Genomic DNA, 18,631 nt, shown 5'->3' with positions numbered 1-18,631 from the left:
TTTAGAAAGGAATGTAAAAATGGCATTAAATGGTTTATCTTTATTTTCAAGTGCAGGTATAGCTGAAATGAACTTGGCTAATTGTAATATTAAAATGAAGTTGGCAAATGAGTTACTTCCCATAAGAGCAAAAACACACGAATTTTGGCATCCAAACTCAAAAATGATTTGTGGCGATATTACGCAAAGCGAAATTAAAAATGAAATTATAAAAGAAGCAAAAAAAGCTAAGATAGACTTTATTTTAGCTACCCCCCCTTGTCAAGGCGTATCTTTGATTGGTAAAAATAAAAGTAATGCAGATATGCTTAAAGATAAAAGAAATTTTTTGATTTTTGAAGCCTTTGATATTATAGATAGCATTAAGCCAAAAGTTGTAGTAATTGAAAATGTGGCTAGATTTTTAGATATGCTATTTCCATATGATAATGATTTTAAAAACATAGAGTTTATAATCCGTTCTCGGTATTCACTGCGGTATAATATTGATGTGAAAGTCTATAATTGTGCCGATTACGGTATTCCACAGAATAGACTTCGTGCGATAATTGTAATGACAAATAAAGATTATACCTATAATATTCCTAAAAAAAATAGTAGGTTTGTAAGTGTTAGGGAAGCGATAGGGCATTTGCCATCATTGGAAAGTGGTGAGCATTCAAAAATAAAAAATCACAATGCTAGAAAGCATATAGAATCCCACATTTTAGCTATGAGACATACACCAACAGGGCATTCTGCTTTTGAAAATGAAATATATTTCCCAAAAACTAAAGATGGCAAAAGAGCTAAAGGTTATATGGCTTCTTATAAACGCATTGAATGGGATAAACCTGCGCCTACAATAACAATGAGAAATGATTGCCTATCATCTCAAAGCAATGTCCATCCGGGTCGCTTACAAAGTGATGGCACATATAGTGATGCAAGAGTTTTGACATTAAGAGAAATTTTTATTTTAAGCTCTATAAATCCTGATTTAGATATTCCAAAATTTGCTAGTGATATTCAAATAAGACATATGGTTGGCGAGGGTGTTCCACCATTGCTAATTGAAAAAATCTGTAAAAATATTAATAGGGTTAGTGCGAAATGAAAGGTTTATCTTTATTTTCAAGTGCAGGTATAGCCGAAATGTATTTAAAGAATTTAGGAATCGAAATAGTAGTAGCAAATGAATTACTTCCTAAAAGAGCAGAACTCTATAAATGGTTATATCCAAAATGTGAGATGGTTGTAGGCGATATAAAAGAAAGTAATAATTTTACCAAAATTCAGCAATTAGTAAGAGAGAATGATTGTAAATTTTTACTTGCAACACCGCCTTGTCAGGGTATGAGTTCGCTTGGAAAAAAAGACTATGATAATGATGAAAGAAATTATCTAGTTTTTTATGTGTTTGATTTAATCGATAGTAGTAATTTCGATTATATTTTAATCGAAAATGTTCCAAAATTTTTAAAACTATATTTTCCACATAATGGCAAATTCAAACAGCTTATTGATATTGTTAAAGATAAATATAATGATAGGTATAGTATTGATAGTTTTGTATTGAATGCTAAAGATTTTGGTGTGCCACAATCTCGCCCAAGAGGCTTTATTAAAATTTGGAAAAAATCTCTAAAATGGGATAATCCAAAACCACAAAAAGAAATTTCTTTAAAAGAAGCGATAGGGCATTTGCCATCATTGGAAAGTGGCGAGAAAAGTGATTTAAAATGGCATTACGCAAAAAAACACAATAATAGAGATATATTAGCTTTAAAACACACAGCAGAGGGTAAATCTGCTATGAAAAATGAAATTTACTACCCTAAAAAAGAAAATGGAGATAGGATTATAGGATTTCATAACACTTATAAGCGTATGAAATGGAACGAACCTGCTCCTACAAGAGCAATAAATAGTGGAAATATAGGCGGTCATAACAATGTCCATCCGGGTCGCTTACAAAGTGATGGCACATATAGTGATGCAAGAGTTTTGACATTAAGAGAATTATTTATTGTTAGCTCACTCCCAGCAGATTGGGACTTACCTGATTTTGCAAGTGAAACGCTTATAAGAAGCGTAATAGGTGAAGCAATACCGCCTATGTTTTGTAAAAATATAATTAAAGGTATAAAATGATAAATCTCAATCGCTCAAAAGATAATAAATGGATTTTACAAAAAAATATCAGTTCAATAAAACTTATGGAGGCATATATTGATGCCTTAAAAAAGCAAAATAATGAAATAAATTGTCAAAATTTGCAAGATAATTTACGATATGATGGTCTTTATATGGGGCGGTCAGCAGATGGTTCATTAAGCACGATGGGTGTTAGATTTTCTCAAATGTGTTTTTATATGTTTGGGTATAAAAAAAATAATAAATTTATACCAAGTGCTACTACGCAATTATTACTAAAAAATAATAATGAAAAAGCAGAACTAATGCTTATAAATCTATTTTCCATGCAATTTCCACAACCATATAGCAAAACGCCAAGTAATTTTAAATTATATTTTGGCAGACTTATTTTAAAACTATTGCTAGATGAACGATTAGAAAAAAAGCTTTTTATTGATGAGTGTATATGGTTTTTACCGTTTATAGAAACTATAAATGACAAATTTTATAATGAGTTAGTGAATTCAATTCTTGAATATAGGATTTTAGGATATGCTAATAAATTAGAACTTTTTAAAAGCGTTGATAATTTTAACGATGTGTTTGCAAACGCTACACACGAACTAAAATATTACTTTTTTAATATTTTTGCAGAATTTGGTGTTTTAGAATTTGTTGAAGATAAAAACCATAATAGTGGACAACTTTTTGATTTTGCTCACGGCACAAATTCAAGACGCAATGATAGCTACGCTTCAAATAAAAAATATAGCGGGTTTATTAAGATAGTAGAAACATTAAAAGAAAAAGCTTCGTTGCTTTTAGATAAATATTCATTTGATGACGTCCCAAGCTCTCAAAGTGACTTTTTTCTAAAAAGTCAATGGCTAGAGGAGTTGTATGAATTAGCACCACTCAAATATATGGCTACATTAGAGTGTAGAAATTTTAATGCACTAGATATTATGAATACTGTTAATAAAATGTTGCATTTATCAAAATATGGAAGTAATGATGGTAAAGATTTTGAATTTGCACTTAAGGATAGCTTTGAGCTATTTAGAGAAATTAAAGAGTGTGAAATAATTAGTGGCTCTGGAGATACAGACATTATATGTGGCGTTTTAAATGAAAACGATACTATTCCTTACAAAATCAATGTAGATGCAAAGAAAAGTGGTAAAGCTACACAATCATTAAATGCAAAACGATTGATGTTGCATATTAAAAAAAATGGCTCAAAATATTGTATTGTTGTGTCACCAAAATTTGCAAGTGGTGTTAAAAATGATATTGTAGGAGATAAAATTGTAATCGTGGAAGCTGAAACACTTGGGCGTTATATATCAAAAGATTGTTTATCATCAAATGATGGCTTCTCTAATTTCACAATAATAGATAAAATCATAGAACAAAATTATGGGAAAGATATTACACCGCTTATTAACAAAAGGATCGATAGTATTTACTCATTAGATTTTCAATAAATATATATCTACAAAATAAACAAAAAACCGTTTTAAATTTTTGATTTGTATTAAACCAATGCTTTATTATAACAGAGCCTAATAGTTTATAAATATCCTTGCAGATATACTAAATTTCGGAACGATATTTGCTTTTTAACTTCCAAATTTTAGGAGAAGTGCAATGCGTATTACCAATCAGCTTATGAATTTCAATAATATCTACAACTACCAAAAAAACTCAACATCTTTATATCAATCCCAACAAGCCTTTAGCTCAGGGCTTAAAATCCAGCACTCATATGAAGGAAGTGCGATTTATGTTGATGCGGCTAGATTGGAGTATGAGGGCAACTTACTTCAACAAGTTCAAAGCACCACATTAAAAGCTACTGAATTTTCAAAAAATAGCGACCGAGCCTTAAATGATTTTGTCTCTAAATTAACCGAGTTTAAAACCAAATTGATCCAAGCTGCTAATGATATTCACGACTCCACTTCAAGAAACGCTATTGCCAACGACCTAGAAGGTATCAAGAAAAATTTAATCGATATAGCCAATACTACTATAAATGGTCAATATCTATTTTCTGGAACTGCACTTGATACTAAGCCTATAGATACTCTTGGCAATTACTATGGCAATGGCGAGACTATCCACGCTGTTATAGGGCCTAACCAAACAGCTAAATATAATATAGATGGCAAATCGCTATTTATAGGCTCAGATAATGACTATAATAAGATAATAACAACAAATGTAAATTTGATTAATCATTATAATAGATTAGAGCACCCAGATGAGCCTGTAAAATATGTAGAGCTTACAGATGATTTAAGGGATTTAATCGGCGAAAATTATAGAAGTCAGGAGTATAATAAGGTTAATAAGCCAGGCACCGATGACTTTAGTCTTGATAAATTAGGTGGTCAAGATACCACATTTTTCTTACAAGGTAGAAAGCCAGATGGGACTACATTTGCTACTAAGATTACTATGACCCCAAACTCATCTATCCAAAGCCTACTAGATAATATCGGCTACGCTCTTGGCAATGACAAAGATGGCAAGAATAAGCTAGTAGAAGTAACTATGAATAACAGTGGTCAAATCGAGATAAAAGATGTAAGAGATGGCAATCAAATGATCGAGCTTCATCTATTTGGGCTTACTCCACAGCAATCAACAGAAAAATACAATGTAGGTGGCTTTGAGATAAATATTGACCCAGCCACATCGGCAAATTATAAGGTAACTACCACAAGAGATGCTAATGGCAATATCACGGAGATTAGTGCGACAAATAATAACAACAATCAAGCCTATACTATAAGTGTAAATAATCAAGGTCAATTACAAGTAACTACAGGCAACAATACAACCGTAGTTCCAAATGTCAATAACCCATCTGCTCTAAATTTAAACGATTTAGGAAATAATGGTATTGACGCAAATGACTTTACCGCATTTGACCCAACTAACGCAGATCAAGTAAGAAATATGTCTAGCACCAAGGTAAGGGATAAGGATGGCTCATGGGTAGATGTGAGTGCTTTAAGCGATTTAGAGACTATAGAGAAAAATGTTAAAAACGGCAAGGTCTATCTAACTGAATTTATCAAAAGTAGCTTTAATGATATAGTTGGGGCTAAAAATGACGCCACAGACTATAATAAACTACAATTTGAGAAAAATGATAATATCCTTACAGGCTCAGTCTCACAAGTAGTCAAAGGCACAAACGAATTTGCCACAGATGCAACCAAGATAAAAGATGTCGCCGGAGCGGGATTACAAGATAATGAAGATAGTAATATCACAATGCAGATCAAATCTAAAAATGGTAAATATTATCAAGTTAAGATAGATTTTAGCGATCCGCTCTCAGCTAGTGATCCTAAGGCCACGCAACTTACCATCACCGAAACCAACGCCGATGGAACGCCTGTAATCCCACCAGTTTCGCCGGTCTATCAAGGTAATATAATGCTAGGCAAGTATAATGAAGCCACGAAAGCCACAGATGGAGTAGTAACTCAAGCCGATGATATAAGCTATAAACAGCTAAATGATATAGTAGCTATGGTAGCAGCGGGTAACTTGCCAGATGATAGAGTAGGTAATCAGGTAGCAAAAAATTTAAGTGATCAAAATTTATTTCCAGGTGTAACAATTAATAATGCTAATGATCTTAAAACAAGATTAAAAACCAATGTTAATGACCCCGCTACAGAAGCTATAATAGATCAAGCAGTAGATCAAGCAGTAGCCGGATTAAATTTTCCATTACAAGGAGATGTTAAACAAGAAGCCCTAGGCAAGGTAAAAGATCTTATAATTAATAACACAGATTATGCTACGGCTAGATTTGAAGCTTATAATAAAGCTGTAGATGCTGCTAATGCTAGTGTAAATGTAGAGCTAAACTACAGAGGCCAAATGCAAATCACAGACAAAAGCGCAACCGTATCAAATATAGAAATTTCTATTTTTGAGACTTTTAGTGCTAATAAACCTGAATTTGGTAAAGAGGCTAACTCCACAGTCGCAGGGTCGCTATTTAATTTTAATGCTAATAATATGATTAGTATCGATGAGCCAAGTGTGGATATATTTAAAGATTTAGATGATATGATCCAAGCTGTAAGAGATGGTAGCTACAGGGGAAATCCAGATGGTAACAATGCTAGAACTACCGGTATCCAAGGCGCTCTAAAAAGAATAGATCATATCCAAGACCATGTCAATAAACTCCACACACAAATTGGCTCATATACCAATGTCTTAGAGAGTTCAGGGACTAGAGCTAGTATGCTCTATGTCAATATAGAAAGCGTGAAAACTGATATTGTCGGTGCTGACTTGGGTGAGAGTATGCTGATTTATAAACAATATCTATTACAATTTGAAGCCATGCTACAAACTTCATCAATGATTGGTAAGATTAGTTTGCTTAATTATATGTAAGATTGCCCTATTAAAATCCGTGGCGTAAGCCACCACCTTGAAAGGCTTTTTCAAGGGGTTAGGGGTTGTTAAGGGGGAAGGGGTAGCGACTGCCAAAAAAGCGTCCCCCTTCCCACTTAAAAAGAAAATTAATATAGATTATTTTATTTTTAAGACTAGGTTAGGTTTAGAATAAAATCAAAAAAAAGGTTTAATACTCCAAATTTTAGCCAAAAACTCCTTTGAGTTTTTTATTGCTTTAAATTTGATTTTTACTCCAAATTTTCGCCGTAAAACAACCATTTAGGTTGTTTTACTATTGCGAAAATTTTGTTCAAACTTTTTTAAATTCTTTTTCTTTAAGGGACAGGGAAACTAGAATTTGAAAGCCAAAACAGTTTCCCCTATCCCTTAAGATCCCAACCCCTTCCCAGTTTGGCTTTTTTATTTTATAAATTTGCCGTGAAGTAAAAACATATGGTTATCCTATTTGCTTCAAATTTGTTTTATTAAATCTGAGCTTTAGCTCAGAAACATTGAAAGGCTTTTACAAGGGGTTAGGGGTTGTTAAGGGGGAAGGGCAAGGTAGCTTCGCTTTTATGTTTCGTAGTGCCGTCAAACGATAGTTAGTATCGTTTGACTATTACACTACTCATCTGCCAAAAAGTGTCCCCCTTCCTACTTAAAAAGAAAATTAATATAGATTACTTCGCTTAACATAAAAATCAAAAAATATTTAAAATTTCAAATTTTTTTTAAATTCTTTCTTTAAAGGACAGGGGAAACTAAAATTTGAAAGCCAAAACAGTTTCCCCTATCCCTTAAAATCCCAACCCCTTCCCAGTTTGGCATTTTTATTTTATAAATTTGCCGTGTGAAGTAAAAAATATATATAATACTACTTAAACTACATATAACCATAATTTTGCTATAATCTGCAGATTTTTATTAAGGAATTTGCGATTTTACGAGAGATTTTACTTATTATAGCTGTGTGTGTGCTTGTCTATATCGGTGTGGCGACTATCGTGCCTTATGCCTCCTTTGTGGGGAGCTATGGCGGTGCTTTAGGCTGGTATAATACAAGATTATTTGGTTATTTGTCATATTTTTATCCATTTATTTTGCTCTATCCTATCTATAATTTATATAGATCTTATACTAAATTTACTCTAAAAATAGCTGGAAATATCATTGGTGGGGTTATGCTATTTTACTCATTTTTGCTATTTTGTTCTATGTTTGAGCCGATGGCTGGAGGTGTTGTTGGTGGATTTAGCTTTGAAGCGCTTAAAAGCGTAATTGGTAGTGCTGGAGCGTTTATTTTTATTTTAATGATATTTATTATCGCTTGTGGGCTGACATTTGATGATAGATTAGATGTGATGATTAAAAAAGCCTTTATAACTAGATCTGAGCCTAAAACAACCACAAAAATAAAAGAGCCATCTATTAAAGTAGCAAAATCAGATAAGCTAGAAGATACCCCATCAAATATTGATAGCGTAGAAAATTTAGAAGATAAAATAGATAGCTTAGATGAAGTAGATGATGAGACAAAGCAAACTGATGAAAAAGAGGAGATAAAATCCACTCCAAGTGGTGCTATAATCCTTAATGAAGTGGCTGAAAATAAAGAGCTTTTAAACCAGATAGAAAAGGGCAAGGTAGAAAAGCCTAAAGATTTTAAACTTCCAACGCTTGATTTTTTAAAAGACCCTCCAAAAAGAAGCAAGAGTATAAATGAAGCTGAAATAGATCAAAAAATCGCTGATTTACTAGATAAATTAAGAAGATTTAAGATAGATGGAGATGTGGTGCGAACATACTCTGGGCCTGTGGTAACGACTTTTGAGTTTAAGCCCGCAGCTCATGTCAAAGTAAGTAAAATTTTGACCCTACAAGATGATTTGGCGATGGCTCTTAAAGCTCAAACTATTAGAATTCAAGCCCCAATTCCTGGTAAAGATGTAGTTGGGATAGAAATTCCAAATAAAAATATAGAGACTATATATCTAAAAGAGATATTACAAAGCGATATCTATAAAAATGCCAAAAGTGAGCTTACCTTAGCACTTGGCAAAGATATCGTAGGCGATCCATTTATAACTGACCTTAAAAAGTTACCACATCTTTTAATCGCTGGAACCACAGGAAGTGGCAAAAGTGTTGGGATCAATGCGATGGTTTTGAGCCTTTTGTATCGTAATTCACCTAAAACTCTGCGCCTTATAATGATAGATCCTAAGATGCTTGAGTTTAGTATGTATAATGATATACCGCACTTGCTAACTCCAGTTATAACTGAACCTAAAAAGGCTATAGCGGTCTTAGCGAATTTGGTTGCTGAAATGGAGCGTAGATATAGGATAATGAGCCAAACTCGCACAAAAAATATAGAGAGCTACAACGAAAAAATGAAAAAAGAAGGCGGTGAAACCTTGCCTTTTATAGTGGTTATCATAGATGAATTAGCTGATCTTATGATGACAAGCGGCAAGGATGTGGAGTTTCATATCGGTCGCTTGGCTCAAATGGCTAGAGCTAGTGGAATTCATCTAATAGTAGCAACACAACGCCCAAGCGTAGATGTAGTAACTGGGCTGATTAAAGCAAATTTACCAAGCCGAATTAGTTATAGAGTAGGGCAAAAAGTAGATAGCAAGGTTATACTAGATCAGATGGGAGCTGAGAGTTTGCTAGGGCGTGGAGATATGCTTTTTACGCCTCCTGGAAGCCCTGGAATAGTCAGACTTCACGCACCATTTGCTAGTGAAGAGGAGATTGATCATATAGCTGAGTTTTTAAAAGCTCAAGAGAGTGTGGTTTATCAAGAGAGCTTTTTAAAAGATGATAGCGGTGGAAGTGGGGGATCTTTGGAATTTAGTGGAGAGATTGATGAGCTTTATAATGAAGCTAAAGAGATAGTTTTAAGCGAAGAAAAGACCTCTATTAGCTACTTGCAAAGGCGGTTAAAGGTAGGCTACAATAGGGCTGCTAGCATAGTCGAGCAGTTAGAGCAAAATGGAGTTTTGACCCCACCAAATGCTAAAGGGCAAAGGGATATAATTCGTTAAATTTAATTAATGGAGTAGAAGTTGATATTTGATGATATTTTTGGTGGAGAGCCAAGGGATAAATTTTTTGATATAGTCTATAATGCAAATCGCAATATAGTAGAAAATGAGCTTGAAATTTTATTTAGTGAGCTTGTGGCTTTAAGAGAGTTAGCAGAAAGTAGCGGGATTACACAAACGCAAATAGACAGCTTTAAGGCGTTAAATCCTGATATTATGGAGAATGGACTAAATGATATTTATATAGATATAACAGGGAAAATTTTAACCCAAAATGAGTAGATTATCTCTTTGGTTGTTGCCATTTTTGTGCTTTAATCTACTTTTTGGCGTGGCACCAAAATGGACGCACCATAAGGAATTTATCCTTAAAAAAGATGAAAAAGCTAAGATTATATTTATAGATAGGCTCCATCTGATAAGAGATGAATTTGAGTTTTCATGGACGCTTTATGATAATACAAATTTGGTCGTTCATAATAAATTTAGAAACTATCCACGCCAGATAGTGCTTAGCCTTAGAAGGGGGCTAGAGATGTATCATCAACCTATTCTTGCTTTTATTAAAAATCCGCTTAATGATAGCGTGGATCTATATTTAAATTTTAGAGAGTATAGAGGTTATGATGGCACGGTGGTCTTTGATGCATATATAATGGATAAGGCCTCTAGAGTAGAGATAGAGTATATACCAGATAGATAAGGAAGTTGTATGGTTGATAAGATTTTGTATGAATTTGTCAAAGAGTGTGGCTATGAAAAAGCACTTGATATGTTTAAAAATATTAGTAGTGGCAAGAAATTACGAAGCAAATTGATACTAAAAATAGCTGGTGAAAATGAAATTTCGCTTAGGCTTTGTGCGGTAATAGAGCTTATCCATCTAGCTAGTTTATTACATGATGATGTGATAGATGACTCTACTATTAGACGTGGCAAACCTAGCATTAACGCACTTTTTGGCTCTAAGAATTCAATAATGCTAGGCGATATTTTATACTCTAAAGGCTTTTATGAGATTGTAAATTTAGATCCGCAAATTGCTAAAATCATATCTAAAGCCGTTTTGGATCTAAGCATTGGCGAGATGATGGATGTGGATCTAGGCTCTAGATTTAATCCAAATTTAGATGAGTATTTAAAAATGATTGAGCTAAAGACTGCGGTTTTGATAGAAGCTGCAGCAAGGAGTGCGGCCATACTAGCTAAATTAGATGATGAAGCCTACGCTGTGTATGGCAAGAATTTGGGTTTAGCATTTCAAATAGTTGATGATATTTTAGATATTATCTCTGATGAGAATAGGCTTGGCAAACCAGCCTTTAATGATTATAAAGAGGGCAAGACAACTCTTCCATATATCTTTTTATATAATGCCTTAAATTTAGATGATAAAGAGATTTTAAAAAGCCTATGGGGTAAAGAGCTTGATGAGAATCAAACAAGGTGGATTAAGGATAAATTTGATGAGTTTGATATTGTTAAAAAATCTAAAATATTTGCCAAAGAGCTTGGTAATAAAGCTATATCAGCAGTGAGTAATCATAGCCTACAAGAGATAGTTTCAAGCATGATAGATAGGGAGTTTTAATGTATTATATAAGCATTAGCTTTACGCATAAAAATACAGATATTAGTATCAGAGAGAAGCTATCTTTTAGCGATGATAGTAGAAAAAAAGAGATATTAAGATTATTAAGCACTAATGAGAATATCATTGAATCTATGGTGCTTAGCACCTGTAATAGGGTTGAGGTTTTTGCGTATGTGGCTGATATAAATGGATCTATTAAGCATATTTTAAACTCTATATCTATCTTAACTCTAGTGCCATATGAGGCCTTAGAGCTTAGGGCTGATATTTATGAAAATGATGGGGCTATCCACCATCTATTTGCTGTGGCTAGCTCACTTGATAGCCTTGTCATTGGCGAGACGCAAATAGCAGGCCAGTTAAAAGAGGCATTTAAATTTGCTTATGATAATGGCAACTGTGGCGATAATATCAGCTATGCTATTCACTTTGGTGCTAAGTGTGCTTCTAAGGTTAGATCTGCTACTACAATTAGCAAAAATCCAGTATCAGTCTCAAGTGTAGCTGTAGCAAAAGCTAAGGAGATATATGGAAATCTAGGTGGAATGAGTGCTGTGGTAGTAGGTGCTGGTCAGATGAGTGCTTTGGCGTGTAAGCACCTTATAAGCTCTAAGGTTAATGTAATCATAGTAAATAGGGATATAAATAGGGCTAGAAATTTAGCCAGTGAGCTAGGCGATCTTGCTAGTGTGGCTGAATTTAGTAGATTAAAAGAGCTTATAAATAGATACCAGCTAATATTTAGTGCTACTGGATCTAGTGAGCCTATAATAACTGATGAGCTTATAGAGCCTGTTGAATTTAATAGATATTTCTTTGATATTGCAGTGCCAAGAGATATTAATTTAAGCTATAAAGATAATATCTTAGTTTATGCTGTTGATGATTTAGAAAGTATAGTAAAAAGCAATATAATGCTAAGAGAGGAGCAAGCTAGCACGGCATATGCGATTGTAGGTGCGATGACTAGCGAATTTTTCAAATGGCGTTCATTGCAAAATAGCACTCCAGCTATAAAAGCGCTTAGATTTAAAGCTAAGAGCATAGCTGAGCGTGAGATAGAAAAAGCGATTAAAAAAGGCTATATTAAATACTGCGATGAGAGTGAGGCTAGAAAGCTCGTTCATCAAGTTTTTAAAGCATTTTTACACACTCCAACTATTAGATTAAAAGATAAAAATAGCGATGATGTGCTTGAAGTGCTTGAGTATCTATTTGATATTAAAATCGATAAAACAGAAGGAGTAGTAGATGAAATTTAGTAAATTATATATCCCAACACTAAAAGAGGCTCCAAAAGACGCAATCTTGCCTAGCCATCAGTTTTTGCTTAGGGCTGGATTTATCCAACAAATTGGAAGTGGGCTTTATAACTTCTTGCCACTTGGAAAAAGAGTGCTAAGAAAGATTGAAAATATAGTAAGAGATGAGATGGATAGAGCTGGGGCAAATGAAGTATCTATGAGCTTTGTAGTCCCTAGTGAGCTATGGAGGCAAAGTGGGAGATTTTTTAAATTTGGAAGCGAGCTTTTAAGATTAAATGATAGAAAGGGTAATGACTTTATATTAGGGCCAACTCATGAAGAGAGCGTGGTGGATATGGTGCGTGGGAGAGTTAGTAGCTATAAGCAACTGCCTTTGAATTTATATCAAATTGGATTAAAATTTAGAGATGAGGCTAGACCTAGATTTGGTCTTTTAAGATGTCGTGAGTTTATAATGAAAGATAGCTATAGCTTTCACTCAAGCTATGAGGATTTAAAGCGTGAGTTTGATTTGATGCAAGAGACATATAGTAAGATTTTTACTAGACTTGGGCTAAATTTCAGATGCGTTGAAGCTGATAGCGGAGCCATTGGCGGTAGTGGAAGTAAGGAATTTATGGTATTGGCTGATAATGGCGAAGATGATATATTAATAAGCGATAGCTCAGATTACGCAGCTAATGTAGAAGCGGCTAAAAGAGCTAAGCGAACTTGCGAGTCTGAACGCCCTAAGAGCAATGGAATGCTTAAATTTCATACCCCAGATTGCTCCACTATAGCAAAGGTGAGCGAGTTTTTTAAGGTTGATCCATTCTACACTATTAAGGCCGTTATTAAAAAAGCCATATATGAAGATAGAAGTGAAGTTGTGATATTTTTCTTGCGTGGTGATGATGAACTTCAAGAGACTAAGGCCTTGAATGCTTGTGGGGCTTTGGAGCTAATGGAAGCTGATGAGAAGGATATTAAAGAGGCTGGATTGGTGGCTGGATATTGTGGGCCAATTGGGCTACCTGAAGGGGTGAATTTCTATATTGATAGTGAGCTTGATGGCGAATATGAGATGATTTGTGGAGCAAATCAGAAAGATTATCACGCTATTGGCGTAAGCATTATAAATTTCAATAAAGATAGATTTAAGGATTTAGTAGCTATCAAAGATGGGGATAAAGCCCTTGATGGTGGGAGATTGAGCCTTACAAAAGGGATTGAAGTCGGCCATATATTTCAATTAGGCGATAGGTATTCAGCGGCGATGGATGCTACATTTTTAGATGAAAATGGCAAGGCAAAGCCGTTTATAATGGGTTGTTATGGTATCGGTGTGAGTAGGTTAGAAGCTGTGATTATAGAGTCTAGCCATGATGATAAGGGATGCGTATGGAAAAAAGAGTGCGCTCCATTTAGCGTCCATATCATAGTATCAAATTTCAAAGATGAGGCCCAAGCTAAATTTGCCCTAGAGCTTGAAAATAGCCTTGAAAATGCTAAAATAGATGTGCTTTTAGATGATAGGGATGAGAGATTTGGGGTTAAGATGGCTGATTTTGAGCTGATTGGAAATCCATTTGGTGTAGTTGTAGGTAAGGGGCTTGTAAATGGCGAAGTTGAGCTAATAATCCGTGATGGTCTAATAAAAGAAAAGGTCGCAAGTAGCGATATTTTAGCTAGATTAAAAGAGCTTATATGATTAGAATTTCACTACTTCCATATATCTTTTTAGAGATAGTTATGGTTGTTTTATATATATTAGAATTTGGATTTTTAAGCTTTTTTGCTGAGGTTTTTTTAAGTGCTATTATCGGTGTAATTTTGATATTAAACTATGGATTTTCAAATTTATTTAATAGCATAAATTACTTTAATATCAAAGATATTTTTGGTAGTTTAGGGATAGCAGTTGGTGGATTTGCCCTGATAATTCCTGGAGTGATAAGCGATATTTTTGGTATTATTTTGATTATAATTGCTATGTTTTGGAAGTTTAAATTTAAAACTACCAAATCCAGTCAAAGTCGCCAATATAGCGATGATGAGATAATAGATGTAGAGATTATAGAGGAGAGATGATGAATATAAGAATCGCAAGTAGAAATAGTGCCTTAGCACTTTGGCAGACATATCATATTAGAGATCTTTTACTAGCTCGTGGTCATAGCGTTGAGATTATCACGATGAAAACCAAAGGAGATGTGATCTTAGATACACCATTAGCTAAGATTGGTGGCAAGGGGCTATTTACTAAAGAGCTTGAAAATGCCATGCTAGAAGGGAGAGCAGATATTGCTGTGCATAGCTTAAAAGATGTTCCGACAACCTTCCCAGATGGCTTGAAACTAGCTTGTGTTTGCAGTAGAGAAGATGTCAGTGATGCGATACTAAGTATGAAATTTAAAAGCTTTGATGAGCTTTCAGCTAACGCAAGAGTTGGGACTACATCATTGCGTAGGCGAATGCAACTTCTAGCCCTTAGACCAGATCTAGATATAATTTCACTTAGGGGTAATGTAAATTCTAGAATTTCTAAGCTTAAGGCTGGGGAATTTGATGCTATTGTGTTAGCTATGGCTGGGATTAATCGCCTTGAGCTTTTTAAAGAGGTTGAGTATATATCTAGGCTTGATACTATAGCAGCGATGGGGCAGGGTGCTTTGGGTATTGAGGCTGTAGATAGGGGTGATATTTTAGAGGCTATTGAGTTTTTAAATGATGAAAAGAGCGTGATAGAGACGACTATTGAGAGGGCATTTGTGCATAAGCTAAATGGTGGATGTCAAGCTCCAATTGGGATTAATGCTAAATTAGATGGAGATAAAATCACTATTAGAGCTATTTTAGGCACTCCAGATGGCAAGGATATTTTAAAAGATGAAGTGGTGTTTAATAAGAGCGATTATAAGGTAGCAGGGGAGATTTTAGCAGATAAATTTATAAATAAAGGAGCAAAGGAGCTTTTAATCAAAGCTGAGAAAATAGCAGCTCAAATTTGAGTAGTTATATAACTTAAATTTAAGATAATATTTATTTTAAAAATGTTTATTTATATTTAATATAATCGCACTCTAAATTTTACTACAAGGCTGTTTATGGGTATTATTCATAAATTATTTTTTAGTATGGGCTCAGCTATTGTGTTTTTCTTAATTTTCGCTTTTGCTAGTGGTGCTGCTACCATTATTGAGAGCGTTTATAATACACAAACTGCTTGGGCTTTGGTCTATGGTGCTGGATGGTTTGCACTAATTCAGCTGATTTTAGGAGTAAATTTAGTCTATAATATCTATGAATATAGACTTTTTAACCTTAAAAAGCTCCCTGCTTTAATCTTTCATTTAAGCTTTTTATTTATCTTAGTTGGTGCTGGGATTACTAGATATTTTGGCTTTGAAGGTCATATGAATATCCGTGAGAATGATAGAAGCAACGAGATAAGCACAATGCAAAGCTATATCCAAATGATCTCAAGTGATGGCAATAACACCTATACAGTCTCTGAGCCAAAATATATATCTAGCACTATTGGGAATGATTTTAATCTAAGGCTAAATATTTATGATAAATTAGCCACTTTAAAATATAAAGATTTTATCCCAAATGCTACTCCAGCTTGGATCGATAGCCCAAATGGCGAAGCGGTTTTGGAGCTACTATTTTCTGATGAGAGCAATAGCGAGTCAGTTACTATGAAGCTTGGAGATAAATTTGAAGTTGGAGATATGAGTTTTAGCTTTGGTGCTGAGCCTACAAAGTCTAAATATATTCAAATTTATATAAAAGATAGTAAATTTTATATCAAAACAAATCAAGATATAAGCTATATGGTAATGAGCGATATGAGTAAGGGCGAGTTGCCAAAGGATAAAGAGGTGGAATTTGCTGGGCTTAGATTATATAGCATTGGTGGAGTGAATTTCGCACCTAGAACTATGAAAATAAGTGCTATAAAAGGGGTAAAACAAGCTGATAAAAATGTAGTTGGAGCTGATAGCATAGTAGCTACGCTAAGCTATAATAATGATAGCAAAGATGTAGCCATACTAAGCAACTATCCCCCTGAAGCTGTGGAAGTAGGAGGGCAAAAATTCTATGTAGCGTGGTCTCCTATGGCTATAACCTTGCCATTTAGTATCTATTTAAAAGATTTTGATTTGGCTAGATACCCAGGCTCAAATTCGCCAATGAGTTATAGTAGTGATGTAGTTGTAGAAGATGGAGAATTTAAGATGGATTATAGAATTTATATGAATAATGTTCTTGATTATAAAGGTTATAGATTTTTCCAAAGTAGCTATGATTCAGATGAGGGCGGCACGGTCTTATCAGTTAATAGCGACCCTGGCAAATGGCCTACATATTTTGGATATTTCTTACTAACTTTAGGACTTTTACTAAATGTATTTAATCCTAATTCTAGATTTAGAAAACTTGCTAAGGCTGTAAATGACGCTAATACCAAAGCAGCTTGCGCTATTTTGGTAGCTGGTATGGCTATTTTTGGTGCGAGTAAGGGCTATGCTTTTTCAATTCCGCAAATTCCGCAAAGCCATATAGATAATGTATCAACCCTAATAATCCAAGGCTCAGATGGTAGAATGAAGCCGTTTGATACTATGGCACATGAGATTTTAAATAAAATTTATCGCAGTGATAAATTTCAATCAATGAGTGCTAATGCCGTATTTTTATCGATGATGGCAAATTCAGAGAGTTGGCGTTCAGTGCCAATTATCAAAATTAGCGATGATGAGCTAAAAAAGATTTTAGGAATTCCAAAAAGCCAAAAATACGCTAGTTTTGATGACTTTTTTGGCCCTAATCAAGATGGTCAAATCGAGTATAAACTAATCAAATACACAGAGCTTGCTAACCGTAAATCTCCAGCTACAAGAGGGCTTTTTGATAAAGATGTTATCAAGGCTGATGAGAAATTAAATATACTTTATATGGTATTTATAGGTGAGATGTTTAGAGTGATACCTAAGCAAGATGATTATAATAACACCTGGCTAAGCCCTGGCGGAGCACTTATGGAGCTTAGCGGCGAGGAGGCTTCAAATGTAGCTATAATGCTACAAAGATATTTTACTTCCGTGCTTGAGGCTCAAGAGAGTAATGATTGGAGTAAGGCTGATGAAGCCATAGAGGCGATTAAAGATTATCAAGCTAAATATGGTGCGTCTGTAATGCTAGATAGTAATAGAGTAAATTTAGAATTAATATTTAATAAATATAAGATATTTCAAAATCTAACCCCAGTCTATCTCTTAGCTGGTTTTGTGCTTTTAGCAGTGGTATTTATAAAAATGCTACGACCTAAAATTAGGATAAATTTAATTTTTAAAATCGCATATTGGGTTAATATCTTAGCCTTTATAGCTCATACTATTGGTATGGGGCTTAGATGGTATATCGCAGGGCATGCGCCTTGGAGCGATGGGTATGAAAGCTTGGTATTTATAGCTTGGTGTCTAGCATTTAGCGGGACAATGTTTGCTAGGAGTTCGGCTATATCGCTAGCTTTGACATCGATTTTAGCTGGGGTAACTCTATTTGTAGCACATCTTAGTTGGCTTGATCCGCAAATTACAAATTTAGTCCCAGTGCTAAAGAGCTATTGGCTTACAATTCATGTAAGTGTAATTACGGCTAGTTATGGATTTTTAGGGCTTTGCTCACTTCTTGGACTATTTACTTTAGTTTTATTTGCCATTCAAGGTAAGAGTGAAAATAAAGAGCTAACAAGAAATATAGTCGAAGCTACTAGAATTAATGAAATGGCGATGATTTTAGGTCTTAGCTTGCTTGTTGTGGGTAACTTCTTAGGTGGCGTTTGGGCGAATGAGAGCTGGGGAAGATACTGGGGCTGGGATAGCAAGGAGACTTGGGCTTTAGTTAGTATCTTAGTCTATGCTGCTGTGGTTCATATGAGATTTATACCAAAATTAAATTCGCAATACGCATTTGCAGTGGCTTCTATGTTTGCTTATAGTGCGATTATAATGACATATTTTGGGGTAAATTTTTATTTAGTTGGAATGCATAGCTATGCAGCAGGAGATGCTGTGCCTGTGCCAAATTTCGTCTGGATCGGTGTGCTTGTGATGATTATTATAAGCTTACTTGCTTATCGTAATAGAAAATATAGCACTAGATTATAGACTATT

12 protein-coding genes and 1 pseudogene are annotated in these 18,631 nt (G+C 34.4%); all 13 read left to right on the top strand.

Going from position 1 to position 18,631, the window contains the following annotated elements; translation table 11 throughout:
- The first annotated feature begins 19 nt into the window (after positions 1-19).
- The 13 genes and pseudogenes from CSUIS_RS05550 (at position 20) to CSUIS_RS05490 (ending at position 18,625) form a co-directional block, all read left to right on the top strand.
- Entirely contained in the window at positions 20-1,096 is a 1,077-nt protein-coding gene (locus CSUIS_RS05550) for a DNA cytosine methyltransferase (protein WP_086297713.1), read from the top strand.
- Complete coding sequence (locus tag CSUIS_RS05545) at positions 1,093-2,133, top strand: DNA cytosine methyltransferase (protein WP_086237182.1); 1,041 nt, start codon at positions 1,093-1,095, stop codon at positions 2,131-2,133. The genes CSUIS_RS05550 and CSUIS_RS05545 overlap by 4 nt, the downstream gene beginning before the upstream one ends.
- Positions 2,130-3,605 carry a hypothetical protein gene (locus CSUIS_RS05540; protein ID WP_086297710.1) on the top strand — a complete coding sequence of 492 codons (1,476 nt, stop codon included), beginning with the start codon at positions 2,130-2,132 and terminating at the stop codon, positions 3,603-3,605. The genes CSUIS_RS05545 and CSUIS_RS05540 overlap by 4 nt, the downstream gene beginning before the upstream one ends.
- Before the next feature lie 163 nt (positions 3,606-3,768).
- On the top strand, positions 3,769-6,552 hold the full coding sequence (locus tag CSUIS_RS05535; RefSeq protein WP_086297707.1) for a flagellin N-terminal helical domain-containing protein: 2,784 nt from the start codon (positions 3,769-3,771) through the stop codon (positions 6,550-6,552).
- Positions 6,553-8,150: 1,598 nt separating this feature from the next.
- Positions 8,151-9,608, top strand: a pseudogene (locus tag CSUIS_RS05530) (DNA translocase FtsK); the annotation flags it as partial.
- 21 nt (positions 9,609-9,629) lie between these two features.
- Positions 9,630-9,890: a DUF2018 family protein gene (locus CSUIS_RS05525; RefSeq protein ID WP_086242239.1), complete on the top strand. Its 261-nt coding sequence runs from the start codon at positions 9,630-9,632 to the stop codon at positions 9,888-9,890.
- Entirely contained in the window at positions 9,883-10,311 is a 429-nt protein-coding gene (locus CSUIS_RS05520; RefSeq protein ID WP_086242238.1) for a PIN domain-containing protein, read from the top strand. The genes CSUIS_RS05525 and CSUIS_RS05520 overlap by 8 nt, the downstream gene beginning before the upstream one ends.
- Before the next feature lie 9 nt (positions 10,312-10,320).
- Positions 10,321-11,199: a polyprenyl synthetase family protein gene (locus CSUIS_RS05515; RefSeq protein WP_086297704.1), complete on the top strand. Its 879-nt coding sequence runs from the start codon at positions 10,321-10,323 to the stop codon at positions 11,197-11,199.
- Entirely contained in the window at positions 11,199-12,464 is a 1,266-nt protein-coding gene (gene hemA / locus CSUIS_RS05510; protein ID WP_086297701.1) for a glutamyl-tRNA reductase, read from the top strand. Before CSUIS_RS05515 ends, hemA begins: the two co-directional genes overlap by 1 nt.
- Positions 12,454-14,157 (top strand): proline--tRNA ligase, encoded by a 1,704-nt coding sequence (locus CSUIS_RS05505; protein WP_086297699.1) that lies wholly within the window; start codon positions 12,454-12,456, stop codon positions 14,155-14,157. Before hemA ends, CSUIS_RS05505 begins: the two co-directional genes overlap by 11 nt.
- Positions 14,154-14,537: an FxsA family protein gene (locus CSUIS_RS05500; RefSeq protein WP_086237173.1), complete on the top strand. Its 384-nt coding sequence runs from the start codon at positions 14,154-14,156 to the stop codon at positions 14,535-14,537. The genes CSUIS_RS05505 and CSUIS_RS05500 overlap by 4 nt, the downstream gene beginning before the upstream one ends.
- Positions 14,534-15,457 carry a hydroxymethylbilane synthase gene (gene hemC / locus CSUIS_RS05495; RefSeq protein ID WP_192940171.1) on the top strand — a complete coding sequence of 308 codons (924 nt, stop codon included), beginning with the start codon at positions 14,534-14,536 and terminating at the stop codon, positions 15,455-15,457. Before CSUIS_RS05500 ends, hemC begins: the two co-directional genes overlap by 4 nt.
- 96 nt (positions 15,458-15,553) lie before the next feature.
- Positions 15,554-18,625 (top strand): cytochrome c biogenesis protein CcsA, encoded by a 3,072-nt coding sequence (locus CSUIS_RS05490; protein ID WP_086297693.1) that lies wholly within the window; start codon positions 15,554-15,556, stop codon positions 18,623-18,625.
- Positions 18,626-18,631: the final 6 nt, after the last annotated feature.

The organism is Campylobacter porcelli (assembly GCF_002139855.1).
In the GTDB taxonomy this organism is placed as follows: Bacteria; Campylobacterota; Campylobacteria; order Campylobacterales; family Campylobacteraceae; genus Campylobacter; species Campylobacter porcelli.
The sequence above is the reverse complement of the archived record's forward strand: the minus strand, read 5'-3'. Positions and strand labels throughout refer to the sequence as shown.

Excerpts from the sequence above, each read along its gene's own strand:
- CSUIS_RS05505 (WP_086297699.1), top strand. The coding sequence starts at position 12,454 with ATGAAATTTAGTAAATTATATATCCCAACACTAAAAGAGGCTCCAAAA.
- CSUIS_RS05520 (WP_086242238.1), top strand. The coding sequence starts at position 9,883 with ATGAGTAGATTATCTCTTTGGTTGTTGCCATTTTTGTGCTTTAATCTA.
- CSUIS_RS05490 (WP_086297693.1), top strand. The coding sequence starts at position 15,554 with ATGGGTATTATTCATAAATTATTTTTTAGTATGGGCTCAGCTATTGTG.
- CSUIS_RS05540 (WP_086297710.1), top strand. The coding sequence starts at position 2,130 with ATGATAAATCTCAATCGCTCAAAAGATAATAAATGGATTTTACAAAAA.
- hemA (WP_086297701.1), top strand. The coding sequence starts at position 11,199 with ATGTATTATATAAGCATTAGCTTTACGCATAAAAATACAGATATTAGT.
- hemC (WP_192940171.1), top strand. The coding sequence starts at position 14,534 with ATGATGAATATAAGAATCGCAAGTAGAAATAGTGCCTTAGCACTTTGG.
- CSUIS_RS05515 (WP_086297704.1), top strand. The coding sequence starts at position 10,321 with ATGGTTGATAAGATTTTGTATGAATTTGTCAAAGAGTGTGGCTATGAA.
- CSUIS_RS05535 (WP_086297707.1), top strand. The coding sequence starts at position 3,769 with ATGCGTATTACCAATCAGCTTATGAATTTCAATAATATCTACAACTAC.
- CSUIS_RS05500 (WP_086237173.1), top strand. The coding sequence starts at position 14,154 with ATGATTAGAATTTCACTACTTCCATATATCTTTTTAGAGATAGTTATG.
- CSUIS_RS05545 (WP_086237182.1), top strand. The coding sequence starts at position 1,093 with ATGAAAGGTTTATCTTTATTTTCAAGTGCAGGTATAGCCGAAATGTAT.
- CSUIS_RS05550 (WP_086297713.1), top strand. The coding sequence starts at position 20 with ATGGCATTAAATGGTTTATCTTTATTTTCAAGTGCAGGTATAGCTGAA.